Source organism: Pseudoalteromonas sp. UBA2102 (assembly GCF_002331165.1).
GTDB classification, from domain to species: Bacteria; Pseudomonadota; Gammaproteobacteria; order Enterobacterales; family Alteromonadaceae; genus Pseudoalteromonas; species Pseudoalteromonas atlantica.
Genome location: NZ_DCYU01000068.1, coordinates 50,347 through 74,853 on the forward strand (window position 1 = coordinate 50,347; position 24,507 = coordinate 74,853).

Below are 24,507 nucleotides of genomic sequence, written 5' to 3' on the forward strand. Positions count from 1 at the left end.
CCTTATTCTATTTTAGGTTTGAGCGAGTAATTGTTTTATTTGTTCGCCCGTACAACCAAAACGTCGCTCTCTGGCAACGTAACACGCAATGGCCTCAGCAAATGCTGCTTCATTAAAATCAGGCCAAAGAGTTTCGGTAAAGTAAAGTTCCGCATAAGCAGCTTGCCATAGTAAAAAGTTACTAATACGAACATCACCACCCGTGCGAATTAGTAAATCCGGCTCCGCTTGGTCTGCCATGCTCATATGCTGTGCTAAGCGCTCTTCTGTAACATCCTCTGCCTTGAGTTGTCCGTTTGCAACTTGTAGTGCTAGTTGCTTTGCTGCATTTGCCATATCCCATCTACCGCCATAATTAGCGGCCACGTTTAAATGCAAACCGGTGTTATCTGCTGTTAGCTCATGCGCAGCGTTTACTTTGCTACGTAAACTTTCAGAGAATCGTGATAAATCTCCAATAATGGTCAGTTTTACATTATTTTTATGAAGCTTTTTTACTTCCTTTGTTAAAACAAACAAAAAAAGCTCCATTAAAGTGTTTACTTCGTCTTCGGGGCGGCGCCAGTTTTCACTACTAAAAGCAAATAAGGTTAACGATTGTATCCCTAATTTAGTACAAAACTGAACAGATTGACGAACTGCGTCCACGCCTTTTTTATGCCCGAACACACGAGGTCTCTTTCTAGCTTGCGCCCAACGCCCGTTACCATCCATGATGATGGCAACATGTTTAGGTAAACATTGCTGTGAAATTGTATCAGCGTCTAGAACCATAAATATTGAGTATTCCATAAAAAAACGCCGCCTAGTATACCCTAGACGGCGTTTCAAAACTAATATATTTCATAACCTGCATTGAGGTTATTTAGCTGTTTAGATTTCCATCAACTCAGCTTCTTTCGCTGTTAGTTGTGCATCCATTTCTTTGATAAATTTATCTGTAAGCTTTTGAATTGTATCTTCTGCTTGACGCGCTTCATCTTCAGAAATTTCTTTATCTTTTAATAAAGATTTTACATCGCCATTAGCGTCACGACGAATGTTACGCACAGCAACACGGCCGCTTTCTACTTCGCCACGTACAATTTTAATTAAATCTTTACGACGCTCTTCTGTAAGCGGAGGAAGTGGTACGCGAATTACTGTACCAGCAGACATAGGGTTTAAACCTAAGTCAGACGCCATAATTGCTTTTTCTACAGCTTGCGCTAAAGACTTGTCGAATACGCCGATAGCCAGCGTACGAGAGTCTTCAATCGTTACATTAGCCACTTGGTTAAGTGGTGTATCAGCACCGTAGTACGATACCATAATGCCGTCTAAAATTGCTGGGTGAGCACGACCTGTACGAATTTTTGATAGTTGACTACCTAGTGCTGCTACACTTTTTTGCATGCGCTCTTGCGCATCTTTTTGAATATCGTTAATCACGGTTTAATCCTAATTATTTGATTACTTCATCTGAGGCTTGTGAAGAGATAAGTGTGCCTTCTTCTTCACCCATAATTACGCGTTTTAAGGCGCCTGATTTATTCATGTTAAATACGCTCAATGGCATATTATGATCGCGAGCGAGTGTAAACGCCGCTAAATCCATTACTTTTAGTTCTTTATCAATAATTTCATTGTAGCTTAAGTGACGGTAAAGCGTGGCTTCTGGGTTTTTAACCGGATCATCACTAAATACGCCATCAACCTTAGTCGCTTTAATTACAGTGTCGGCTTCAATTTCAATACCGCGTAAACACGCAGCAGAATCGGTAGTGAAGAACGGGTTACCCGTACCTGCTGCAAAAATAACAACGCGGCCAGATTTTAATAAGCTAATTGCCTCAGCCCAGTTGTATGCATCACATACACCGTTTAGAGGGATTGCCGACATTAAACGACAATTAACAAATGCACGGTGTAGTGCATCACGCATTGCAAGGCCGTTCATTACGGTTGCAAGCATACCCATGTGGTCACCAACTACGCGGTTCATGCCAGCTTCTGCTAGTGATCCGCCACGTAAAAAGTTACCACCGCCGATAACCAAACCCACTTCTACGTCGAGTTCTACCAGCTCTTTAATTTCTTGGGCCATACGATCTAGCACTTTTGGGTCGATGCCGAAGCCTTCGTCTCCCATTAAAGCTTCACCACTTAATTTGAGAAGAACACGTCTAAAAATAGGTTTACGATTGATAGTCATAGTATTGGGGCCAACTTTTTATTAAATTATGGGTAAAAAATAACCGCGCTTATGATAAACATAAAAGCGCGGTTATTTTAAAGAATTTCTAAGCGTGACGCAAAAGCAAATAGTACTTTAATGGCATCTAATTTCCTTATGCATCACAAATAGTTAATCTTACTCGCCTTTTGCAGCTGCAATTTGAGCAGCAACTTCAGCAGCAAAATCTTCTTCTTTCTTCTCGATACCTTCACCAACTTCTACACGTGCGAAGCTAGTAACTGTTGCGTTTTTCTCTTTAAGAATTTCGCCAACAGATTTTTTAGGCTCCATGATGAAAGCTTGACCAGTAAGAGAAACCTCACCAGTAAATTTCTTCATGCGGCCAACAACCATTTTTTCAGCGATTTCAGCAGGCTTGCCTTCGTTCATCGCGATGTCGATTTGAACTTGCTTTTCTTTTTCTACAACGTCAGCAGGTACATCTTCAGGCGTTAAATACTCTGGGTTTGAAGCAGCAACGTGCATTGCAATGTGCTTAAGTGTTTCTTCATCAGCAACACCTGCAACAACAACACCAATACGTTCACCGTGACGGTATTCAACAAGTGTTTCACCAGTGATGTACTGAAGACGACGTACGTTGATGTTTTCACCAATTTTAGTTACTAGCTCAACACGGTCTTCTTCAAACTTAGCTTGTAAGTCTTCGATAGTAATTGTTTCAGCGATAGCAGCGTCAGCAACTTTGTTAGCAAACGCTAAGAAACTTTCGTCTTTTGCTACGAAGTCAGTTTGACAGTTAACTTCTACTAGTACTGCAACACCATCGTTTTGCTTGATGATGATAGTACCTTCAGCAGCAATGTTACCTGCTTTCTTAGCAGCCTTTGCAGCACCGCTCTTACGCATGTTTTCAATCGCTAACTCGATGTCGCCATCAGTTTCAGTTAACGCTTTTTTACAATCCATCATGCCAGCGCCAGTACGCTCGCGTAATTCTTTAACTAGGGCAGTAGTTACAGCCATTAGTAAATCCTCAAATCTGAAATCAGGTATTAGATAAGCGGGTAAACCGCTCTACAAGAATAGCAAGTCTTCACCTTAAAAAGATGAAGACTTGATGACAGCTAATTACTCAGCTTCTACAAAGTCGTCTTTCTCAGCTTGAGCAACGATGTTGTTCTCACGACCTTCAGTGATAGCAGCTGCAACAGAGCTAGTGTAAAGGTTGATTGCACGGATAGCATCATCGTTACCAGGTACGATGTAATCAACACCGTCTGGGTTAGAGTTAGTATCAACGATTGCAACAACTGGAATACCTAGGTTGTTTGCTTCACGGATAGCAATGTGCTCGTGATCAGCATCGATAACGAAGATAGCGTCTGGAAGGCCACCCATGTTTTTGATACCGCCAAGGCTCTTTTCAAGCTTTTCCATTTCGCGAGTAAGCATTAACGCTTCTTTCTTAGTTAACTTCTCGAAAGTACCGTCTTGGCTTTGAGCTTCAAGGTCTTTAAGACGCTTGATTGACTGACGAACTGTTTTCCAGTTAGTTAACATACCACCTAACCAGCGGTGGTTAACGAAGAACTGGTCGCTTTGTAAAGCAGCTTCTTTAACTGCTTCGCTTGCTGCGCGCTTAGTACCAACGAAAAGAACTTTACCTTTGTTTGCAGCAGCACTTGATAAAAACTTAAGTGCGTCGTTGAACATTGGTACTGTTTGCTCAAGGTTGATGATATGTACACGGTTACGTGCGCCGAAGATGAAAGGCTTCATCTTAGGGTTCCAGTAACGTGCTTGGTGACCAAAGTGAACACCAGCTTGAAGCATATCGCGCATTGAAACGTTTGCCATTTTGTAAATCCTCTATGTAGTTTAGGGTTAGGCCTCCACATATCCCATAGCACCAACACCGAAGTATTTAAACTTCAAATGCACCCAAGTGTATGTGACGATACGTGTGTGTGTTAAAATAAAATTGTGTTTGCCTTAAATACAAAAAATCATTTAAGAATTTATTTGTAAAAAGACGGCGCGCTTTATACCATATTAAAATTAAATACTCAACGTCGCGTGCAAAATTTGTGCGACGATAAATGTTAAAAAACGCAACTTTGGAGCCTCAATGAGCGCTGTGATCAAGACCCCTGAAGAAATTGAAAAAATGCGTGTAGCCGGGCGTTTAGCGGCAGACGTACTTGAAATGATTGAACCACATGTAGTGCCAGGTGTGACTACTGATGAGCTAAATACAATTTGTCATGATTATATTGTAAATGTGCAAGATGCTATCCCTGCGCCACTAAATTACCACGGTTTCCCTAAGTCGGTATGTACCTCTGTAAATCATGTAATTTGCCACGGTATTCCAAATGACAAACCGCTAAAAGATGGCGATAGCGTCAACATTGATGTAACCGTAATTAAGGACGGTTACCACGGCGACACCTCAAAGATGTTTCATGTAGGTACGCCTAACATTCAAGGTAAACGCCTTGCACAAGTAACGCAAGAAAGCTTATACCTTGCTATTAAAATGGTAAAACCAGGTGTGCGTTTAGGCGATATTGGTGAAGCAATTCAAAAATACGCAGAGAGCTTTAACTACTCAATTGTACGTGAATACTGCGGCCACGGTATTGGTAGCGAATTTCATGAAGAGCCTCAAGTAATGCACTACGGTAAAGCAGGTACTGGCGAAACACTTAAAGCCGGTATGTGTTTAACAATAGAGCCAATGGTTAACGCAGGTAAGCGCCAGTGTAAACTTTTAAAAGACGAGTGGACTGTAGTTACACGCGACCGTAGTTTGTCTGCACAGTGGGAACACACCCTATTAGTGACTGAAAATGGTGTTGAAATTTTAACGCTGCGATCAGATGATACTATCGACAGGATTATCGAACACTAATAAATACCGAGCCACTTGATAAAAGTATTTAACCTCTAATCGGGTTAATATATTTAATAACATACTGAATTATATGTAATATTTAATTTATTTCCCCCAAGCTGGGGATTTTCAGTGAAAACAAATCGAATTGTCGCGTCAAATAGCGAGCCTATTTGCAAATGGATTCAACACTGTTAACACTGAAAATAGCCGCTGGGGATTGACTTATTACTTAACGTTCAGGTTATTTATCAATGCTAACGGTTCAATAAGGAGCCAGCCCACGTGGCATTACCCAACAAAGTAAAAAAGTTGCTTAGCGATGCTGAGCAACTGAGCGATTATCGCGATTGTTCTAGCTATTTTTATAAGTGGTTACATAACGAATTTTCTAAGCAACCAGTTGGTAATTTAATTAATGCCCGGGCTGAGTTTATAGACCGCCTGCTAATTAAACTGTTTCATGTTTACGATTTAGCTCACGAGCCTGATCTTGCCCTTATTGCCGTGGGCGGGTACGGCCGTGGCGAGCTACACCCCTACTCCGACATTGACTTTTTATTGCTTGTTACGCAGCCGCCTAGCGAGCAAATATGCGAAAAAATAGGCCAGTTTGTTACCATGCTATGGGATCTCAATTTAGAGATAGGCCACAGTGTGCGTACCATTGAACAAGCCATAGAGCAAAAACGTGAAGACGTTACCTTTGCCACCAGCTTGCTCGAAAGTAGGCTCATTTTTGGTAATCACATTGAGTTTGAAAAACTCAAAACGCATATTATAGAAACCCCTGTTTGGCGCTCAGGCGAGTTTTTTGTAGCCAAAGTGCAAGAGCAAAACCTACGCCATAAAAAGTGCCACGGTACTGCTTACAACCTAGAGCCAAACATAAAAGAAAACCCCGGTGGTCTACGCGATTTACAAACCATTATTTGGGTTGCTAAAAAGCACTTTAGAGCCGAAACCCTACAAGAGCTAATTAGCCACGGCTACTTAACGCATGAAGAGTTTCAGGAGCTTTCGGAGTGCCTAGAAAACCTTTGGAATATTCGCTTTGCACTGCATTTAGCCGCTGGGCGCTCAGAAAACCGTTTGTTGTTTGACCATCAACCACACACAGCTGAAATACTTGGCTTTGGTAGCGATGGTAAAGCTTCGGTTGAGCGTATGATGAAACGCTTATTTAGAATAATGAGCCGCGTACGCGAGCTTAATCAAATGCTGCTATCGTACTTTGAAGAAAGTATTATGCCAGAGAGCAGCGAAGCGCCAGTGATTGAGTTAGACAAAGACTTTGAACGCGTTGGGCACCAAATTAGGGTAAAAAACCCATCGGTATTTTTTAGACGCGATCAACTTTTTGTTTTGTTTGAGCATATTGCCGACAACCCCGAAATTACCCATATTTACCCAAGTACTATTCGTACCATTAGGCAAGTACGCAGGCGCCTATTAGGTGACTTACAAGATTACGCAGCGTGTCGCGAGGCATTTATGCGTATTGTAAAACACCCAAACGGCATGGGCCGCGCATTCACGCTCATGCACAAACACGGCATGTTGGCCGCGTATTTACCACAATGGCGTAATATATTTGGGCAAATGCAATTTGACTTATTTCATGCCTACACCGTAGATGAGCACACCCATAAATTAATCAATAATATTTACCAATATTTTGATAAATCTAAAGTGAGTGAGTTTCCTATTTGTAGTGAAATAGTAACCCGTATGGATAAGCCTGAACTGCTTTATTTAGCAGGTATTTTTCATGATATTGCTAAAGGGCGTGGCGGCGATCACTCAGAGCTAGGCTCAGTGGATGCCATTGCTTTTTCTAAATTACATGGCTTCCCATCATCTGATGGCAAGCTTATATCGTGGCTAGTTGGTAACCATTTACTTATGTCGGTTACTGCGCAGCGTAAAGACATAAATGACCCAGGTGTTATTAAAGACTTTGCTTCGCGCGTAAAAACAGAGCGCCAACTCGATTACCTCTATTGTTTAACCGTTGCCGATATACGCGCAACCAACGACAACTTATGGAATGATTGGAAAAACACTCTACTACGCGAGTTATACTTGCATACTCAGCGCGCATTACGCCTAGGGCTTGAAAACCCAATGGATCAACGCGACCAAATACGCGATAAAAAACACCAAGCTAAACAGCGCTTACTTAATTTGGGCTACCTAGAAAACCAAATTGATTTAATTTGGAGCCGCTTTAAAGCCAATTACTTTACTGCCTTTAGCGAGCAGCAAATATCATGGCAAACCGAGCACCTATTAAAATGCGCAGACTTAAGCCTACCCAGTGTCATTGTTTCTGATAAAGCAATGCATGGCGGCACGCAAGTGTTTGCTTATAGCCCATATTCTGGGCCGTTATTCGCTCGCTTAGTTAGCGTAATTGGCTCTAAAAAAGCGCAAATACAACACGCTCAAGTGCTTACTACCAAAGATGGCTATGCCCTATTTAACTTTGTAATACTTGAAGTGAGCGGCGACCCTATTGCAAGTAGCCGTGCTCAGTCAATTAAACGTGGGCTTGAGCAAGCACTTAGCGAACCACGCAAAAAAATACGCTTTAAAAAGAATCGCTCACAACGATTTAAAGACTTTAATATTAAACCTAAAATAGTGCTGCGTCCTCATGCACGTAAAGATCGCAGCCTAATAGAAATTCAAGCTGTTGATATACCCGGTTTACTTACTAAAATTGCCGAAGTTTTCCAAGCGCATTTATTACACATTCACGCAGCCCGTATTACAACGGTAGGTGAACGTGCAGAGGATTTCTTTGTCGTATCAAATAACGAATACCAAGCGCTGACTGATGAAGAGCAAGCCAAAATTCATCAGGCATTACGTAAAAAATTCAACGCCGAAACAGAATAAGGACACACCATGTCAGATTTAAAAACTATGATAGAAAACGCCTGGGACAACCGCGATAGCATTAGCCCAAGCAGTGTATCTAGCGATGTAAAACAAGCGATTATTGACGCACTAGAGCTTCTTGATAGCGGCGCTGCACGCGTTGCTGAAAAAATATCAGGCGAATGGGTCGTACACCAATGGCTTAAAAAAGCCGTTTTATTATCGTTCCGTATTCGCGATAACCAACCAAAGAACGACGGCGTAAACCAGTTTTACGATAAAGTACCGCTTAAATTTAGCGACTACACACCGGAGCAATTTCAGCAAGGTGGCATGCGCGTAGTACCAAATGCTGTAGCACGTAAAGGCAGCTTTGTAGGTAAAAACGTCGTACTTATGCCATCGTATGTGAACATTGGGGCATTCGTAGATGAAGGCACCATGGTTGATACATGGGCAACTGTTGGCTCGTGTGCACAAATTGGTAAGAACGTACACTTATCTGGCGGCGTGGGCATAGGCGGCGTTTTAGAGCCACTACAAGCTAACCCTACCATCATTGAAGACAATTGTTTTATTGGCGCACGTTCTGAAATTGTTGAAGGCGTAGTAGTAGAGGAAGGCGCTGTTATTTCAATGGGCGTTTACATTAGCCAAAGCACCCGTATTTACGACCGTGAAACCGGCGAAATTCACTACGGCCGAGTACCAGCAGGCGCTGTAGTTGTGCCAGGCGCACTACCATCAAAAGATGGCACTCACAGCCTATACGCTGCAATCATCGTGAAAAAAGTTGATCAACAAACACGCGAAAAAGTAGGCATCAACGCCCTACTACGCTCAATTGATGATTAAAAGAAGCGATAAGCTTTTAGCTGTAAGCCCTAAGCTGATTGGTGTTAAACGTAGGTTGGGTTGAGTGAAACGAAACCCAACAACACATTAAAGTTTAGTGTTTTAGCTAAATTTAGAAAGCTCTAAGCCCTTTGGGTTTAGAGCTTTTTTGTTTAGATTAGAGTTTATCTCTTAAATAGCTAAACCGTTGGGTTTCTCTGTGCTCAACTCAACCTTAATTCAAAGCAATATACGTATACAAAACAAACGACTGAATTAGCCAACACACCCAAGATATAATAAGGTAGTAAAGCATACTTGAAAGTTAGCAATTAATATTAAGGATTAATATGACAAAAACTGCTTTACGCTCAACTATTTTGCTACCGGTATTTTTGCCCGCGGTATTTATTATTCTGCTTTTGGTCATTGGTACAAGTAGTAACCCTGAACTGGCAGGGCAAGCATTCAGTGTCGCCCTCAAGTGGATAACAGAAACCTTTGGCTGGTTTTATATGTTATCAGTTGCCATCTTCTTAGTTTTCATCGTTTGTGTTGCCGCCTCCAGCTGGGGAAATATCAAGCTGGGTCCTGATCATGCGCAACCCCAATACAGCTTTGGTGAATGGTTTGCCATGCTATTTTCGGCCGGTTACGGAGTCGCATTACTTTATTTTGGTGTAGCAGAACCCGTGCTCCATTATGCATCTCCGCCGGCAGGCGCCGCAGAAACCGTTAATGCCGCTAAGCAGGCTATGCAAATTGCATTTTTTCATTGGGGTTTTCATATATGGGCAATTTATGGGATTGTTGGTTTAGTGCTTGCTTACTTTGCATTTCGCCACGGCCTTCCGCTGTCTATTCGCTCAGCCTTGTATCCACTTATTGGTGATAAAATATATGGCCCTATTGGGCACACTGTTGATGTGTTTGCCATATTAGGCACGCTATTTGGTATTGCCACAACGTTAGGACTTTCGGTTACTCAAATTAATGCCGGGCTGCACTACTTATGGCCAAGCATCCCTATTAATACCACGGTACAAATTACCGCTATTGTTATTATTACCGCAGCGGCAACGTTTTCTGTGGTGGCAGGTATGGATAAAGGTGTGAAGCGTTTATCTATAATAAACATGACACTCGCCGTATCATTAATGGCCTTTGTGTTTTTTATTGGCCCGACTATTCATATTCTTGAATCGTTTTTACAAAATACCGGCAGCTACCTCAGCGGTATTGTTGAGCGTACTTTTAATTTACAAGCCTATAGCCGTAGTGATTGGATTGGTAACTGGACTCTATTTATATTTGGCTGGACAATAGCGTGGGCACCCTTTGTTGGTATGTTTATCGCTAAAATTAGCCGCGGCAGAACCATTAGGCAATTTGTTGTGGGCGTGATGCTAGTTCCGACTATTTTTACCTTTTTATGGTTTTCTGTATTTGGCGATACCGCGCTAAATTTAATAATGAATGAAGGGTTTAATACTTTAATAACCGATGTTCAAGCAAACCATGCCGTTGCGCTATTTCAATTATTTGAAGTGCTACCGTTATCGTTTATTATTTCGCTACTAACGGTTATCTTAATTATTACCTTTTTTGTAACCTCATCTGACTCGGGCTCTTTAGTTATTGACTCCCTCGCCTCTGGCGGGAGTATTGATACGCCAGCATGGCAACGGGTGTTTTGGGCTGTGCTTGAAGGCGCTGTGGCTGCTGTTTTATTAGTAGCAGGTGGGCTAAGTGCACTGCAAACCATGACAATAGCCAGTGCCCTACCCTTTGCTATTATTATGCTTATTGCAACCGCGGGACTTTGGCGCGCACTTACCATTGAAGGCCATCGCGATACGAGCTTACAAGCACATGCGCTCAATAGCCGTAATGTTAACCTATCTCATTGGAAGCGCCGGTTAGCCGCTATGGTTAATTATCCGAATAAGGAAAAAGTGCATACCTTCATTAGTAGTGTGGTGGTACAAGCAATGCAAGCTGTTCAAGCAGAATTAAAAGCGCGCCAGTGGCATGCCGAGGTAGATTTTGATACTGACTTAGGCCGCGCCCATTTAACCGTACTACGCCATGAACATGTTGATTTTGTGTATGACATTCGTCTTACTGAGCACCCAATGCCAAGCTTTGCCTACACAGAGCTAAAACCGGATGCTGATAACTCCGAGATGTATTACAAGGCAGATGTTTTCTTGCGCCGCGGTGGATTATCTTACGATGTGTATGGCTACAGTGAAGATGATATTGTGAAGGACATTCTTGATCAATTTGAGAATTACTTACACTTTTTAGGTAACAGCCCAGGGGAACTTCCGTGGGATATGGCCGAACACGATGACATGTTAAATAGCGACAAACCTTAAATAAGCGCTTTAATTAACAGCGCAATTTTGATGCAATAAAAAAGGCACTTAAAAGTGCCTTTTTAATCTGCTCAATTAATTTTTTAATTACAGCGCGTTAAATACGTCGTCTGTTTTAGCTGCGCAAATAAAATCGTTTTTGTGTAGGCCTTTAATTGAATGGCTCCACCACGTTACGGTTACTTTGCCCCACTCGGTTAATAAACCAGGGTGATGGCCTTCATCTTCTGCCATATCACCTACTTTATTGGTAAACGCCATAGCTTGCTTAAAGTTTTTAAACTTATAAACACGCTCAAGTTGCATAATGCCGTCGCGTACCTCTGGTACCCAGTCTGGAATTTTTGTAATAAGTTGGGCAAGCTCTTCCTCAGATACCTTTGGCGCATCTACGTGGCAGGCTTCGCATTTTTGTTCACTTAATGAAGACATTTTAAATCCTTACTTTAGCGTTTCTTTTTAAATTAAAGTTAACCGGCTAATTTTTCTTTAGGTGGAAATTTTGGGTCGTGCAAACCAAGCGCTTTAGCTTGCTCAACCAAAGTCATAATATCCATTTGCGATATATCAAACAGATCATGAATCGAATTTATGGTGTAGTACTGTGGTTGCATAATATCAATGCGGTACGGCGTACGAAGCACATCAATTACGCTCATAGGCGTTATCTCTGGTGTATCTGAATACACGTACTGGGTTTCACCCGGGCTTGATAATATACCACCGCCGTATATACGCAGGCCGTTTTCGGTTTGCATTAAACCAAACTCAACCGTAAACCAATACATACGTGCAAGGTATACACGATCTTTTTTCTGCGCTGCATACCCTAATTGGCCGTATTTGTGTGTGAATTCGGCAAAGTCAGGGTTTGTTAGCATAGCGCAGTGGCCAAATATTTCATGGAAAATGTCAGGCTCTTGCAGGTAGTCAAACTCTTCTCGGCTACGAATAAACGTCGCTACCGGAAATTGTTTGTTTGCCAATAACCTAAAAAATTCATCAAAATCGATAAGCGCAGGTACAGGCGCTACTTGCCAACCGGTGGTGGCAAGAAGCACTTCGTTAAGTTCGCTTAACTGCGGAATACGATCGTGTGGTAGGTTTATTTTTTTAAGCCCATCCATGTACTCATCACAAGCTTTGCCTTCTATGCACGCAAGTTGGCGCGTAACAAGCTCAGACCAAATTTTGTTTTCTTCTTCGCTCCAATGAATAACACCGTTTTCATCAGGTGTTTTAGAGGTGTATTTACTTGCTTTAGCCATAATAACCTTCTTGGGGTTAAGCCCTAAATGTGTGTCAGTGTGATACTCAAGATGAGTGAATATCTAATGCAGCCATACTATGCAAAAGTGAAGAAAAGTTTAATAGTTAAGCGGATATCTACATTTAGCACGATCCCTCAAAGTGTATAGCTAAAATTACACCACCGGCATTAATATTATACAACCACTAAATTAAAGGCGTTAAGGGTAAATTAAACTGTACAGAAATAAATACACCTAACAAATTAATGTAAAAGCTTGGTTTAAGTCGTCAATAATATCGTTAACATCTTCAAGCCCTACAGAGAGTCTTATTAAGCCATCACTTATGCCTGCGGCTGCTCGCTCCTCGGGTGTGTAAGGGGAATGCGTCATTGATGCGGGGTGCTGAATAAGCGTTTCGGCATCACCTAAACTTACAGCAAGTGTGCAAAGCTTCATGCTATCTATAAACTGCGATCCTTGAGCAAGGCTGCCTTTAATTTCAAATGCAATAACGCCGCCAGCGGCTTTCATTTGCTTGCCTATATATTTGTTGCCAGGGTGCGATTTAAGCCCAGGGTAATAAACAATATTAACCTGTGGGTGCGCCTCTAAATATTCGGCAACCGTTTGCGCGCTTTGGCAATGGCGCTCCATGCGTATAGCTAAAGTTTTTAATCCGCGATTAATAAGCCATGCGTCGTGCGGGCTTATGGTGGCACCAATATCTTTAAGTACCGTCATTTTTATTAAGGTAATGTACTCATGCGTTCCACACACAAGCCCCGCTACTACATCGCCATGGCCGTTTAAGTACTTAGTGGCACTGTGCACAATAATATCTATGCCGTACTGCTTAGGTGATTGCAGCAGTGGCGTTAAAAAGGTGTTGTCGACCACACTAATTAAATTATGTTGCTTAGCGAGCGCGCCAATTAAGGCTAAATCAATGACTGCCATTGTGGGGTTGATTGGCGTTTCTACAAATATCATTTTTGAATTAGGTTTTATAGCAGCGCGAAGCTCGCCCTCGTTGGTCATATCAACAAAAGTTACTTCAATTCCCCAGCGCGGTAACATGTGAGCAAAAAACGCAAAAGTACATCCATACAATGCACTTGATGCAATTAAATGATCGCCCTGCGATAAAAAGCTTAATACCGACGCCGATACAGCACCCATACCTGTGGCGGTAGCAGCAGCAGCTTCGCAGCCCTCTAACTGTGCTACTTTTTGCTCAAGTTCGGTGGTGGTTGGGTTACCTAGGCGGGTGTAAATATAACCGGGCTCATCGCCTGCAAAACGCGCGGCACCTTGTGCTGCATTTTCAAAATGAAAGGTAGAGGTTTGATACAAAGGCGACGTGAGTGCGCCATGCGGATCGTTTGCTTTTTGCGGGCCATGAATACATTGGGTATTAATATGCTGCTTGCTCATTGTGTGCTCTCGTTTTTATTATGTATGTCAATTACATAAATAAAACGCACCGCAGTTTAAATCACAAGCATGCCGGATGCTCAGATGGCTATTTGTGCAAAAACCGCTCAGCGCGGTTTTGTACACAAATATTGCCACTGCTACTTTAGGACGTTGGCTCGGCCTTTTTACGGCTCATGATTTTGCTGGCAATGCTTTGCACTGTGCCTTTTAACAAGCTGCGTTTGTTTTCAAGCTTTGGTAATGGGCGGCTAAGCTCCATTGCTTTGTAACCAATACGTGCTGTAAAAATACCGGCGCTTACACCTTGCGCTGCACGTCCCGAGAGCTTACCTAAAAGCTCAGCACTGAGTGCTGTGGCTGCTAAATCAGATACAAGTTCAGCACTGCCTACAAACATAACTTGCTTTATAAGCATACGGTAGAGCTTAATGCGGCTTGCGTAACCGAAACCAATGCCATAAATTTTACCAATTTGCTCTATTAATTTAGTACCGCGCCAAAGCACCGCCATCATGTCCACCAGCGCAAGGGGGCTCAAGGCAACAAGCAACGCTGACTCTGTCGCAAAGCGGTTTATAAGCTTTTTAGCTTGCGTGTCTTGCGTTATAAGCAAGCTATTTGCGTAAAGGGTCATTATTTCCTTATCGCTATGATGGGTAGCCACTTGGCTTTTAAACGCTTCGAAGTTGTCTAGTTGTTGGTGCTTGTTTAGTTTTTCAAGCCAGGGTAATGCGCCACCTACTTGCTCACTATTTAAAAGTCTGTCGGCTTCTTGGCGGTGTAATTGATTACGCTTTAAACTGCGCAGCATTCTGTATTCGCGCCATAGCATGCGCCCAATTAGCAACACACCGCTTACCACCGCCGTTAAATACACGCCGCCTAAAATGACCGACTGCTGAAACGCAAACACTAACGAATAAGCAAACTCAAGTAGCACTAACACTAAAAAGCTTACAGCAAACACCCCTTTAAGCGTTTGCCATTTAGATTTTTTATATACTGGCTCTAGGTCTATTTCTTCATCAAGAAGTTCATCTTCAGGCTCTTCAATGTATTCACTTTGACCCTGGGTAATTATTTTTGCAGGAGCAAGCGTCGCCTCAACCTGCTCATCAGCTTGGCTATCAATTCGCCTACCTGCTTGAAAAGTTTGCTGTGTGTCGTTCATGATAATTTGTCTCCTAACAAGTACTGCATCACATGATCAAGGCGAACATGCTTAAGTTGCTTATCGGGGTTTGGCATAGGCGCAAACGATAAAAACTCAAAGCCCTGCGCTGGCCACTCATTTTTATTAAGCATGCGCTTTGGTGGCTGTGGGGGTAAATAAGTAAGCCAATCTTGCTCGTTTAATGGTTTACCATAAATACAATCAAGCGTTTGGCCTTTATCGGCCACTTGGCGCGGCTGCGTTGCTGCAATTGACGACATTGCCATGGTTTCTATTTGTACGCCATCAAACTTTAAGTGATTACTTTGCTCATGCACTAGCGAGTCAAGTAGTAGTGCTAAGTCTTTATGGTGCTTTGCACTTATGTGATCTGACTTATTTGCAGCAAACAGTATTTTATCTATGCTGGGTTTAAATAAACGCTTAAAAAAACCCGACTCGCCATAATTAAAATGTGCGAGTAATTGGTTTATTACACTACTTTGCTCTTGGAGTGTTTCGTGGCCTTCGTTTAAAGCGCTGAGTACGTCTACCAACACAATTTGGCGGTCAAAGTGTTTAAAGTGCTCATTATAAAATGGCTTAACCACCTCTTTTACATAGGCGTTAAAGCGCTTAATTAAATGCGCTAAGTTAGAGCCTGCCACTACCTCATCACTTTTAATATGCTGCGCATTTACCGGAAAAAACAACAAAAGCGGCGCACCTTGTAAGTCGCCAGGCATTAGCATGCGCCCAGGTTGTAACATGGCAAGCTTAGTATCTTTTTTAAGGCCCACCAGCATACTTTGATAAAGCGCTGCAATGTGTGCAAGCAAGCCTTCATCTACAGGCGCATTTAAATCAAGCTGTTCAAGCGCGTTTAAAAATTCAGTAGAGGTATTCACACGCGGGTGCTGTAGTAACAGCGGGTATTGTTGCTCGCACCACTGACTATAGCTTTGCTCAAGCATAGGTAAATCAAGTAGCCATTCACCCGGGTAGTCGATAATATCTAAATACAGCGTAGATTGCGGCGAAAAATGCCCACGCAACCCTGATGCGCTTTGGTATTTAATCGCTAAACGCAGAGTATTAATACGCTCGGTTGATGCAGGCCATGCAGGCATCCCATCAGTTGGGAGCAAGGCATTAAGCGCGCGCGAGTAGTCAAACGTAGGCACTTTTAACGCCTCTTGCGGCACCACTTTGGTGGCTATATGGCGGTGCTCTCGCATTACATCAAAAAACGGTAAGTTTTTATCATCGCTTTGTGTTGTAAGGTGCTTAACAAGTGCGGTAATAAACGCGGTTTTACCACTGCCACTTAGACCGGTTACGGCCAATTTTACGTGTTGATCTAAACTGCGATGAAGGGCTTTTTGGGCTGAACCTTTAATACTTTTAAAGGTTTTTTTGGCAAATGAAGTGCTACTCATAATGGGCTAGCACTTCATTGATGCTGTTAATCACCGAACAAAGTGCTATTAAATCCTTTAAAGTTTGTTGATTTCACGGCTAACCGTAAACTCGCTTGAAGTAACATGGCGCTCCATATCTTGAAGACGCGTGTCTATTCGCGTTAAACGCTCTTTTAAGTCTTGCAATGCGCGGCGCGGTGGCTCGCCTTTTTGCCATACTTTAAATTTAACTTCTAGCGGATCGTCAGTTTTAGTTGAGCTACTAGTATGTATAGTTGTGGGGTCTTTTTTATCTAAAATAAACCACGCTGCAATATACGCTACCACAAATAATGGGCCACCCGTTAGCAGTACCGCACTAACAAAAATAATGCGAACTAACCATAACTCCATATTAAAGTAGTCACTTAATCCCGCACATACACCGGCGATTTTGCCGCGCTGTGGGTCTCTTAATAATTCGCGTTTGGCACTCATACTTTGCGTCTCCATTGTGGTGACTCTTGATCGAGTAATGCTTCAAGGGTTTCTACTCTATCAGCCATTTTTTCGGCCTTGTGGGCAAGTTCCAATAACTGGCGATGTTCATGCTCACTTAACCCTTGGCTCACTTGCTTTTTGCTACGGTAGTGCAAAATTAACCACAGTGGCGCAACAAAAATCATGAACAAGATAAATGGTGCAATTAGTATCTCTGGATCAAACATAATCCTCTCCTGACAATCCGTAATCGATGTTTTAAGCAGTGGGGCACTTTAAGTACCCCTTTATAAGTTATTTATCAGCTAGCTTCTTTTTAAGTTCGGCAAGCTCATCATCTATCTTTTCATTTTTTTGTAGGTCGGCAATTTCATCTGCAAGCGACTTTTTACCTAAATCGTAAGACTCTATTTGAGATTCTAGTCCATCAATTTTAGTTTCGTAGCGCTCAAAGCGATTAAGTGCATCTTCTACTTTAGAGCTATCAAGGGCTTTTTTCACTTCAAGGCGCGACTCAGCCGAACGTTGACGTAAAATAATTGCCTTTTGACGTGCTTTAGCATCGGCTAGCTTTTCTTGTAGAGTGGTGACTTCTTGCTGAAGTTTCTCAATGTGAGACTCTACATGCTCAAGCTCAGACTCTACTGCTGCAACTGCTTCTGCCGATTTTTGCTTTTCAAGTAATGCTGAACGCGCTAAATCGTCGCGGTCTTTACTTAATGCAAGCTCTGCTTTGTCTTGCCAATCGCTTACTTGTGCTTTTAGTGTGTCTACACGACGTACTAATTCTTTTTTCTCAGCCAGTGTTTTAGCTGACGTAGAGCGCACCTCTACCAATGTGTCTTCCATCTCTTGGATAATAAGACGAACCATTTTTTCTGGGTCTTCTGCTTTATCTAAAATGGCATTGATATTAGAATTAACAATGTCTGCAAAACGCGAAAAAATTCCCATAACATTTACCTCTGTAATATAAACTTAGTTGGTCTGCTGTAACTAGTATCAATATGCTTGCCAACTTTTTAAAATCTAAAATACACTTTATTTTCATTAAGTTAAACTAAATATACAAATTCCTTTAGTTATCCCTGATTATGAAATACACTAACTGTTAGCAAAAATGACCAAGAGTTAGGAAAAATGAGCCAATATCGCCAACAGGATAATTTACTCGGCCAATCTGATAGCTTTTTAGCTGTACTTGATCAGGTATCGCAGTTAGCTAATTTAGATAAGCCAGTGCTTATTATTGGCGAGCGAGGAACCGGTAAAGAGCTTATAGCCGCCCGTTTACACTTTTTATCAAAGCGTTGGGATCAAAACTACGTAAAGCTTAACTGTGCAGCCCTTAACGAAAACCTCCTCGAAAGCGAATTATTTGGTCATGAAAGTGGGGCTTTTACCGGGGCAAGTAAACGTCACGAAGGTCGCTTTGAGCGCGCTAACAGCGGTACCTTATTTTTAGATGAGCTGGCTAATACGTCGGCCATGGTACAAGAAAAGCTTCTGCGCGTTATAGAATACGGTGAATTTGAGCGGGTTGGTGGTAAACACACCGTAAAGGTAGATACTCGTTTAGTGTGTGCCACCAACGAAGATTTACCCCACCTTGCTGAACAGGGCGAATTTAGAAGTGACTTACTTGACCGCTTAGCCTTTGATGTAATTACCCTGCCACCACTGCGCGAACGTCAAGACGATATTATGCTACTCGCTGAGCAATTTGCCATGAATATGGCACGCGATTTAGAGTGGGAGTTATTTAGTGGCTTTACCCGCAGCGCCACCGAAACCCTGCTAAATTACGATTGGCCGGGTAATATACGCGAGCTTAAAAATGTAGTTGAGCGAAGTTTGTATCGTCATGGTAATGAACATATTCCCGTTCACCAGATTATTTTAGACCCATTTGAAAGCCGTTTTAGACCCAAAGCACGCATTAAAGCTCCTATTGCAACACCGGTTGCCCCAGCTGAGCCTACAACACTAGCCACACCTGTTAGCGAGCTTAGTAACGAGCTTAGCGCCCCAATTGAATTTCCGTGTAGCTTAAAAGAGCGCTCTAACGAATTTGAAATAAATATGATTAATAAAGCCCTTGAGCATAGCCAATTTAATCAAAAGAAAACTGCAGAAGTACTCGGTTTAACGTATCATCAATTACGTGGTTATCTTAAAAAATACAATTTATTAGAAGATAAATAGTTAGAGGTTATGCGAGTGCATAAAATACTACTTGTTTTACTAGCCAGCACCTTAACAGGCTGCTTTGATAGTAAAGAAGAAATTATAGAAGAGAAAAACCAAGGCCTCGTTTATTGCGCCGAAGCGAACCCTGTGTCGTTTAATCCGCAAGTAACAACCACTGGCTCAACTATTGATATTATTGCTAATCAGTTATTTGACCGTTTAATTAGTATTGACCCTGTTACTGCTGATTTTAAAAGTGAGCTGGCAACCGATTGGAAAATTAGCAACGATGGAAAGTCGGTCACCTTTACGCTGCGTAAAGGCGTAAAATTTCATTCTACCTCGTACTTTACCCCTACTCGCGATTTTAACGCTGATGATGTTATTTTTACCTTTAGCCGATTATTTGACGTGTACAACCCGTACCATTTTGTAGGCGATGCAAACTACCCGTATTTTCAAAGTGTGGGGCTCGATCAGCTTATTCGTAAAATTGTACGCGTGTCTGACTATCAAGTGCGCTTTGAGCTATTTCACCCAGAAAGCAGTTTTTTAACGAACATGGCCACCGACTTTGCCGTGGTGCTGTCGCAAGAATACGCAATGCAATTAAAAGCGCGAGATCAAACTAATTTATTTGATCAGTACCCTATTGGCACAGGCCCCTACATATACAAAGAGTACCGACGCGATCACTTAGTGCGCTTTTACCGCAACCCCCTATATTGGAAGCACGATGTTGCCCTTGAACAGCTGGTTTACGACATTACGACAAACGGCACTACGCGCATAGCAAAAATGCTCACTAAAGAGTGCGATGTAACCGCCCATCCAAGTAGCGCACAACTGAGTATTTTAGCGCAACGAGACGATATAAACGTTGAAAAAGAAACCAATTTAAATATTGGTTATTGGGCCTTTAATACTGAGCGAGCCCCTTTTGATGACATTAGAGTGCGCAGAGCCCTTGCGCATGCAATTGATATAGACAAAATAATGCAAGCCGTTTATTACGGTAATGGTATACGCGCGCAATCTATTTTACCGCCGACTTCGTGGGGCTTTGAACCACAAGAAAACATGCCTATGTTTGACCCTGAGCTGGCTAAAAAACTACTCATAGAAGCGGGGTTACCGAATGGCTTTGATATGACCATTTGGGCAATGCCGGTGAGTCGAATATACAACCCTAATGCCCGCAAAATGGCTGAGCTGATGCAAAGCGATTTACGCAAAATAGGTGTTAATGTGAGTATTGTTGAGTACGAGTGGAATACTTTTATTCAGCGTATAGGTGAGCACCGCCATGATAGCGTATTACTCGGCTGGGCTGCCGATACCCCCGATCCAGATAACTTTTTTAGCCCATTGCTAAGCTGCACTGCCACTTTTAGCGGTAAAAACCCAGCCAATTGGTGTAACCCGCAGTTTGACTTATTGCTTACCCAAGCGCTCGACACCACCGATTTAAGCTTACGCAAACAGTATTACGATCAGGTTCAAGCGCTCATTGTAGATCAGCTCCCGCTGGTCCCTATTGCTCATGGTATGCGTTTTCAAGCAAATAGTGCCGATGTAGAAGGGATAACCCTTGGCCCATTTGGGGCGATTTCACTCGCAAATGCGAGGAAAAAATAATGATACTAGATTATATATTACGCCGCCTTGGCTTGTTTTTATTCATGATTTTAATGCTAAGCATATTTACCTTTTCGCTTAGCTACTTGTTCCCAGGGGATCCGCTCAGCAACCTAAGTGGCATTCCTACCGGTAATTTTTCTCAGCACAGTGAGCTTGAAGATAAATACATGTATGACAGCAACTACGTTATGCAGTATTTAGCGTTTTTAGGGCGTATATTCCAAGGTGACTGGGGCGTGTCGTTTGCCTCGGGAGATAACGTTTTTCAGCACATTTTAGATTTAATTCCAGCAACTTTAGAGCTGTGTGTTTATGCGCTTATTGTATCGGTTGTGGTAGGTGTACCAGCGGGCATTTTGGCCTCAGCGTACACACGCCGTTGGCCAGATAAATTAATTAGCTCTACCACCATGATTGGTTACTCTATTCCGGTTTTTTGGTTAGCGCTGTTACTTATTATGATTTTTTCGCTCAAACTGGGCTGGTTTCCTATGTCGGGTAGAATGGGGTTACTATTTGAAATACCGCCTAATACCGGGTTTATATTAATCGATATTATGCTCGCAGGCTTCCCCTACAAAGGTGAAGCATTTATAGATGCACTGCATCACTTAACACTGCCAACCATAGTACTGGCCATGTTTCCTACCACTGTTTTAGTGCGCTTTACCCGCGACTCTATGCTTAAAGTAATGGATCAAAGCTTTATAAAAACAGCCAGGGCAAAAGGCCTTAATCGCCGCCAATTAATCATGCATCATGCGCTGCGCAATGCGCTATTGCCGGTAATAAAACAAATAGGACTGCAATTTAGTACGCTTATTACGCTTGCCATGATAACCGAAGTTATTTTTTCTTGGCCTGGTATTGGCCGTTGGCTAATCGATAGTATTTACCAACGAGACTACCCTGCTATTCAAGGCGGTTTAATGGCGGTGTCTATGTTTGTTATTATTGCCACTATTGTTGCCGAGCTTACATATACTCTGTTCGACCCAATTTCGCGGAATCAGGCACATGGTAAAGTTTAAATTATTTTCTGAAGAGTCGAATAAATCGCCGCTGGCGCGTTTTTGGCGCAAATTTAAAAACAATCACCCCGCCTTGGTGGGGTTATGGATTTTTATGGCGTTTGCGCTATTGGCCGCCAGTGCGCCCTTTTTAGCGCCGTATGGGGTTAACCAGCAACATAGCGATGCTTTACTTATACCGCCATCATGGCGTGAAATGGGCGATGTGCGCTTTATTTTAGGCACCGATGATTTAGGACGCGATGTACTATCGCGCTTGATGAATGGCGCAACTTACACGTTTGGCTTATCGGTGGTGGCTGCCTTTATTACTACCATTATTGGTGTGCTTGTTGGCACTTTTGCCGGCATTAGCCGCGGCCTGCGCTCAAGCTTTTTAAATCACTTGCTTGATATCACGCTCTCTATTCCGTCTTTGCTATTAGCGATTATTATTATCGCAGTGCTTGGGCCGGGCTTAATGAATACAGTGTGGGCCATTATACTGGCGTTATTACCGCAATTTATTCACTCTATTCGTAATTTAATTGTTGATGAGCTAAGCAAAGACTACATTACCGCTTTTAGGCTTGATGGTGCCTCTAACTGGCATATTTTGTCGCGGGGTATTTTTCCTAATATTTATGAGCACATTGTAGTTATTTTTACCACCGCGCTTTCTACTGCTATTTTAGATATTGCTGCCTTAGGCTTTTTAAAACTTGGTGCGCAGCCCCCTACAACCGAATGGGGCGCCATACTGGCTGAGAATTTAGGCCTTATATATTTAGCACCTTGGACCGTTGCGCTACCGGGTGTATTATTATTTTTAGCGGTTTTGTCTACCAATTTAGTAGGTGATGGCCTACGAAAAGTGCTTAAAGCACGTAAGGCTGATTAAATGCAATTACTCGACGTTAGAAATTTAACCATAGAGCTGCGTACCTCTGAAACGGTGATTCGCGCTGTAGATAGAGTCAGCTTTAGCCTAAAAGAAGGTGAAGTACATGGCTTGGTGGGTGAGTCGGGCTCTGGTAAAAGCTTAATAGCCAAAGCCATTGTTGGGGTACTTAACGAACGCTGGCATATAACAGCCGATAGAATGCATTGGCGCGGTGTTGATTTAATGCGCTTAACCCCAGAGCAACGCAGAAAAACAGTCAGCCAAGACATTGCGATGATTTACCAAGACCCTAGCCGCTGCCTTGACCCGACCGCTAAAATATTTGACCAAATAGCCGAAACACTGCCTGAAACATCCACTAAAGGCTTTTTTTTAAAGCGCAATAGAGAACGTAAAGACCGCGTAAAAGCACTTATCCATAAAGTGGGTATTAAAAACCACGACGCTGTGCTTGATAGTTACCCGCACGAGCTATCAGAAGGCGTGTGCCAAAAGGTCATGATTGCCATGGCCATAGCGCGCACTCCTAAGCTACTAATTGCTGATGAGCCGACTACAGCGCTTGAAAGCACCACTCGTGCACAGGTATTTAGGTTGCTAAAAAGCTTAAATCAATTAAAAAATATGTCTATTTTGATGATTTCTCATGAGCTTGAAGAAATAGCCGACTGGTCGCACGGTATTCATGTTTTATATTGTGGGCAAATGGTTGAAGCCGGCCCAACGCAACGTATTTTTCGCCAGCCTCGCCACCCTTACACGCAAGCGTTATTAAAAAGCTTACCCAATTATGAGCAAGGCTTAGCACACAAAGAACCCTTTTATGCACTTAAAGGCACTATCCCTACTTTGCAACATTTACCTATAGGTTGCCGATTAGGCCCACGCTGCCCTCAAGCACAAAAAGAATGTGTAATTACCCCTGCACTTACTAAGCACCATGGGCACAGCTATGCGTGTCATTTTCCGCTTATTAAGGAGATGAAGTAATGCAACCGGTATTAAAAGTACAAGCGCTTTGTAAAACCTTTAACATACGTGCTGGTTTATTTAGCCGCAAAAAATTTGAGGTACTAAAAAATATCTCTTTTTGTGTGGGCAAAGGCGAAACAATCGCAGTAATCGGTGAAACCGGTGCGGGTAAAAGTACACTCGCTAAATTACTCGCAGGGGCCGATAGCGCTGACAGTGGGCAAATTTTATTAGAAAGTAACATTATTGAAGATGACGGCGTGCGCGATGATCAATGTCGACATATCCGCATGATATTCCAAGACTCCGCTGCCTCGCTCAACCCGGGTCTCACCATAGGTGATATGCTAGATGATTGCTTGCAGTATAATACCGATTCAGACCAACTGGCTCGCCAAGAAAAAATAGATGCCACGCTTTCTAAAGTGGGGCTGCTAATCGATCATCAACACTATTACCCTCACATGTTTAGTGTAGGCCAATTGCAGCGTGTAGCGTTGGCGCGGGCGCTCATTTTAGACCCTAAAGTGGTGGTGCTTGATGAAGCACTGTCGGCTTTAGATCCCTCCGTCCGTGCGCAAACAGTTAACTTATTACTTAAGCTGCAAAAAGAAACCGGTCTAACTTATGTACTCATTACGCACCATTTAAGTTTAGTGCGCCATATCAGCGATCAGCTAGTGGTGCTTGAAAAAGGTGAGGTAGTAGAATATGGGCGTACCGAAGAGGTGTTTCAAAATCCGCAATCAAAAGTAACACAGCGCTTAATTTGCTGTTAATACTAAGCTTATATTTATAAAACAATACTGCCTAATTATTTTACTAAGCACATTGAAGTTATAAAAAAGGCGCGTTACTTATAAAGTA

23 protein-coding genes are annotated in these 24,507 nt (G+C 42.5%); 10 read left to right on the forward strand and 13 right to left on the reverse strand.

The features are described 5' to 3' along the window. Nucleotides 1-12 precede the first annotated feature (12 nt). From B2R65_RS09275 to rpsB, 5 genes are all read right to left on the reverse strand, one after another. Nucleotides 13-792: an isoprenyl transferase gene (locus tag B2R65_RS09275; protein ID WP_286742123.1), complete on the reverse strand. Its 780-nt coding sequence runs from the start codon at nt 790-792 to the stop codon at nt 13-15. Between the two features lie 81 nt (nt 793-873). Next, the gene (gene frr, locus B2R65_RS09280) at nt 874-1,431 is read right to left on the reverse strand and encodes a ribosome recycling factor (RefSeq protein ID WP_004586921.1); all 558 of its coding nucleotides are present in this window, start codon (nt 1,429-1,431) and stop codon (nt 874-876) included. A gap of 13 nt (nt 1,432-1,444) precedes the next feature. Next, a complete protein-coding gene (gene pyrH / locus B2R65_RS09285; protein ID WP_039972186.1) occupies nt 1,445-2,194 on the reverse strand; it encodes a UMP kinase in 750 nt (249 codons plus the stop codon). A gap of 159 nt (nt 2,195-2,353) precedes the next feature. Beyond that, nucleotides 2,354-3,205: a translation elongation factor Ts gene (gene tsf, locus B2R65_RS09290; RefSeq protein ID WP_004586919.1), complete on the reverse strand. Its 852-nt coding sequence runs from the start codon at nt 3,203-3,205 to the stop codon at nt 2,354-2,356. Nucleotides 3,206-3,310: 105 nt separating this feature from the next. Beyond that, a complete protein-coding gene (gene rpsB, locus B2R65_RS09295; protein WP_004586918.1) occupies nt 3,311-4,039 on the reverse strand; it encodes a 30S ribosomal protein S2 in 729 nt (242 codons plus the stop codon). A gap of 238 nt (nt 4,040-4,277) precedes the next feature. Here rpsB and map point away from each other — a divergent pair, with 238 nt between their 5' ends. The 4 genes from map (at nt 4,278) to B2R65_RS09315 (ending at nt 11,179) form a co-directional block, all read left to right on the forward strand. After that, nucleotides 4,278-5,096, forward strand: coding sequence for a type I methionyl aminopeptidase (map, locus tag B2R65_RS09300; RefSeq protein ID WP_223230592.1), 819 nt, complete (start codon nt 4,278-4,280; stop codon nt 5,094-5,096). A gap of 267 nt (nt 5,097-5,363) precedes the next feature. Further along, entirely contained in the window at nt 5,364-7,982 is a 2,619-nt protein-coding gene (gene glnD / locus B2R65_RS09305; RefSeq protein WP_024033810.1) for a [protein-PII] uridylyltransferase, read from the forward strand. Nucleotides 7,983-7,991: 9 nt separating this feature from the next. After that, complete coding sequence (gene dapD / locus B2R65_RS09310) at nt 7,992-8,819, forward strand: 2,3,4,5-tetrahydropyridine-2,6-dicarboxylate N-succinyltransferase (protein WP_273611436.1); 828 nt, start codon at nt 7,992-7,994, stop codon at nt 8,817-8,819. 329 nt (nt 8,820-9,148) lie between these two features. Continuing rightward, nucleotides 9,149-11,179 (forward strand): BCCT family transporter, encoded by a 2,031-nt coding sequence (locus tag B2R65_RS09315; RefSeq protein WP_286742128.1) that lies wholly within the window; start codon nt 9,149-9,151, stop codon nt 11,177-11,179. A gap of 87 nt (nt 11,180-11,266) precedes the next feature. Here B2R65_RS09315 and B2R65_RS09320 read toward each other — a convergent pair whose 3' ends face one another. The 8 genes from B2R65_RS09320 to pspA all read right to left on the reverse strand — a co-directional run bounded on the left by B2R65_RS09320 (nt 11,267) and on the right by pspA (nt 17,877). Further along, nucleotides 11,267-11,611 carry a 4a-hydroxytetrahydrobiopterin dehydratase gene (locus B2R65_RS09320; RefSeq protein WP_004586913.1) on the reverse strand — a complete coding sequence of 115 codons (345 nt, stop codon included), beginning with the start codon at nt 11,609-11,611 and terminating at the stop codon, nt 11,267-11,269. A 38-nt stretch (nt 11,612-11,649) separates the two neighbouring features. After that, entirely contained in the window at nt 11,650-12,447 is a 798-nt protein-coding gene (gene phhA / locus B2R65_RS09325) for a phenylalanine 4-monooxygenase (RefSeq protein WP_029774298.1), read from the reverse strand. Nucleotides 12,448-12,684: 237 nt separating this feature from the next. Beyond that, nucleotides 12,685-13,866, reverse strand: a complete 1,182-nt coding sequence (gene megL / locus B2R65_RS09330) for a methionine gamma-lyase (protein ID WP_273611434.1) — start codon at nt 13,864-13,866, stop codon at nt 12,685-12,687. A 145-nt stretch (nt 13,867-14,011) separates the two neighbouring features. Beyond that, on the reverse strand, nt 14,012-15,040 hold the full coding sequence (locus tag B2R65_RS09335) for a TIGR01620 family protein (protein WP_273611433.1): 1,029 nt from the start codon (nt 15,038-15,040) through the stop codon (nt 14,012-14,014). Next, complete coding sequence (locus B2R65_RS09340) at nt 15,037-16,461, reverse strand: YcjX family GTP-binding protein (protein ID WP_273611432.1); 1,425 nt, start codon at nt 16,459-16,461, stop codon at nt 15,037-15,039. Before B2R65_RS09340 ends, B2R65_RS09335 begins: the two co-directional genes overlap by 4 nt. Nucleotides 16,462-16,518: 57 nt before the next feature. Then, on the reverse strand, nt 16,519-16,920 hold the full coding sequence (pspC, locus tag B2R65_RS09345) for an envelope stress response membrane protein PspC (RefSeq protein ID WP_004586908.1): 402 nt from the start codon (nt 16,918-16,920) through the stop codon (nt 16,519-16,521). Beyond that, the gene (pspB, locus tag B2R65_RS09350; protein ID WP_004586907.1) at nt 16,917-17,150 is read right to left on the reverse strand and encodes an envelope stress response membrane protein PspB; all 234 of its coding nucleotides are present in this window, start codon (nt 17,148-17,150) and stop codon (nt 16,917-16,919) included. Before pspB ends, pspC begins: the two co-directional genes overlap by 4 nt. 67 nt (nt 17,151-17,217) lie before the next feature. Next, the gene (pspA, locus tag B2R65_RS09355) at nt 17,218-17,877 is read right to left on the reverse strand and encodes a phage shock protein PspA (RefSeq protein WP_004586906.1); all 660 of its coding nucleotides are present in this window, start codon (nt 17,875-17,877) and stop codon (nt 17,218-17,220) included. Between the two features lie 186 nt (nt 17,878-18,063). Between pspA and pspF the strand changes: the two genes are divergently transcribed. From pspF to B2R65_RS09385, 6 genes are read left to right on the forward strand one after another with little or no spacing between them, the layout of a single operon-like run. Further along, the gene (gene pspF, locus B2R65_RS09360; protein ID WP_055253116.1) at nt 18,064-19,128 is read left to right on the forward strand and encodes a phage shock protein operon transcriptional activator; all 1,065 of its coding nucleotides are present in this window, start codon (nt 18,064-18,066) and stop codon (nt 19,126-19,128) included. 15 nt (nt 19,129-19,143) lie between these two features. Further along, entirely contained in the window at nt 19,144-20,751 is a 1,608-nt protein-coding gene (locus tag B2R65_RS09365) for an ABC transporter substrate-binding protein (protein WP_096041404.1), read from the forward strand. Beyond that, nucleotides 20,751-21,785, forward strand: coding sequence for an ABC transporter permease (locus tag B2R65_RS09370; RefSeq protein ID WP_096041403.1), 1,035 nt, complete (start codon nt 20,751-20,753; stop codon nt 21,783-21,785). Before B2R65_RS09365 ends, B2R65_RS09370 begins: the two co-directional genes overlap by 1 nt. Continuing rightward, on the forward strand, nt 21,772-22,665 hold the full coding sequence (locus B2R65_RS09375; protein ID WP_024033801.1) for an ABC transporter permease subunit: 894 nt from the start codon (nt 21,772-21,774) through the stop codon (nt 22,663-22,665). Before B2R65_RS09370 ends, B2R65_RS09375 begins: the two co-directional genes overlap by 14 nt. After that, complete coding sequence (locus B2R65_RS09380; RefSeq protein WP_004586901.1) at nt 22,666-23,658, forward strand: peptide ABC transporter ATP-binding protein; 993 nt, start codon at nt 22,666-22,668, stop codon at nt 23,656-23,658. Further along, nucleotides 23,658-24,419, forward strand: a complete 762-nt coding sequence (locus B2R65_RS09385; protein ID WP_004586900.1) for an ATP-binding cassette domain-containing protein — start codon at nt 23,658-23,660, stop codon at nt 24,417-24,419. Before B2R65_RS09380 ends, B2R65_RS09385 begins: the two co-directional genes overlap by 1 nt. Nucleotides 24,420-24,507 lie beyond the last annotated feature (88 nt).

Excerpts from the sequence above, each read along its gene's own strand:
- B2R65_RS09275 (WP_286742123.1), bottom strand. The coding sequence starts at position 792 with ATGGAATACTCAATATTTATGGTTCTAGACGCTGATACAATTTCACAG.
- pyrH (WP_039972186.1), bottom strand. The coding sequence starts at position 2,194 with ATGACTATCAATCGTAAACCTATTTTTAGACGTGTTCTTCTCAAATTA.
- tsf (WP_004586919.1), bottom strand. The coding sequence starts at position 3,205 with ATGGCTGTAACTACTGCCCTAGTTAAAGAATTACGCGAGCGTACTGGC.
- rpsB (WP_004586918.1), bottom strand. The coding sequence starts at position 4,039 with ATGGCAAACGTTTCAATGCGCGATATGCTTCAAGCTGGTGTTCACTTT.
- dapD (WP_273611436.1), top strand. The coding sequence starts at position 7,992 with ATGTCAGATTTAAAAACTATGATAGAAAACGCCTGGGACAACCGCGAT.
- B2R65_RS09315 (WP_286742128.1), top strand. The coding sequence starts at position 9,149 with ATGACAAAAACTGCTTTACGCTCAACTATTTTGCTACCGGTATTTTTG.
- B2R65_RS09320 (WP_004586913.1), bottom strand. The coding sequence starts at position 11,611 with ATGTCTTCATTAAGTGAACAAAAATGCGAAGCCTGCCACGTAGATGCG.
- phhA (WP_029774298.1), bottom strand. The coding sequence starts at position 12,447 with ATGGCTAAAGCAAGTAAATACACCTCTAAAACACCTGATGAAAACGGT.
- megL (WP_273611434.1), bottom strand. The coding sequence starts at position 13,866 with ATGAGCAAGCAGCATATTAATACCCAATGTATTCATGGCCCGCAAAAA.
- B2R65_RS09335 (WP_273611433.1), bottom strand. The coding sequence starts at position 15,040 with ATGAACGACACACAGCAAACTTTTCAAGCAGGTAGGCGAATTGATAGC.
- B2R65_RS09340 (WP_273611432.1), bottom strand. The coding sequence starts at position 16,461 with ATGAGTAGCACTTCATTTGCCAAAAAAACCTTTAAAAGTATTAAAGGT.
- pspC (WP_004586908.1), bottom strand. The coding sequence starts at position 16,920 with ATGAGTGCCAAACGCGAATTATTAAGAGACCCACAGCGCGGCAAAATC.
- pspB (WP_004586907.1), bottom strand. The coding sequence starts at position 17,150 with ATGTTTGATCCAGAGATACTAATTGCACCATTTATCTTGTTCATGATT.
- pspA (WP_004586906.1), bottom strand. The coding sequence starts at position 17,877 with ATGGGAATTTTTTCGCGTTTTGCAGACATTGTTAATTCTAATATCAAT.
- pspF (WP_055253116.1), top strand. The coding sequence starts at position 18,064 with ATGAGCCAATATCGCCAACAGGATAATTTACTCGGCCAATCTGATAGC.
- B2R65_RS09370 (WP_096041403.1), top strand. The coding sequence starts at position 20,751 with ATGATACTAGATTATATATTACGCCGCCTTGGCTTGTTTTTATTCATG.
- B2R65_RS09375 (WP_024033801.1), top strand. The coding sequence starts at position 21,772 with ATGGTAAAGTTTAAATTATTTTCTGAAGAGTCGAATAAATCGCCGCTG.
- B2R65_RS09380 (WP_004586901.1), top strand. The coding sequence starts at position 22,666 with ATGCAATTACTCGACGTTAGAAATTTAACCATAGAGCTGCGTACCTCT.
- B2R65_RS09385 (WP_004586900.1), top strand. The coding sequence starts at position 23,658 with ATGCAACCGGTATTAAAAGTACAAGCGCTTTGTAAAACCTTTAACATA.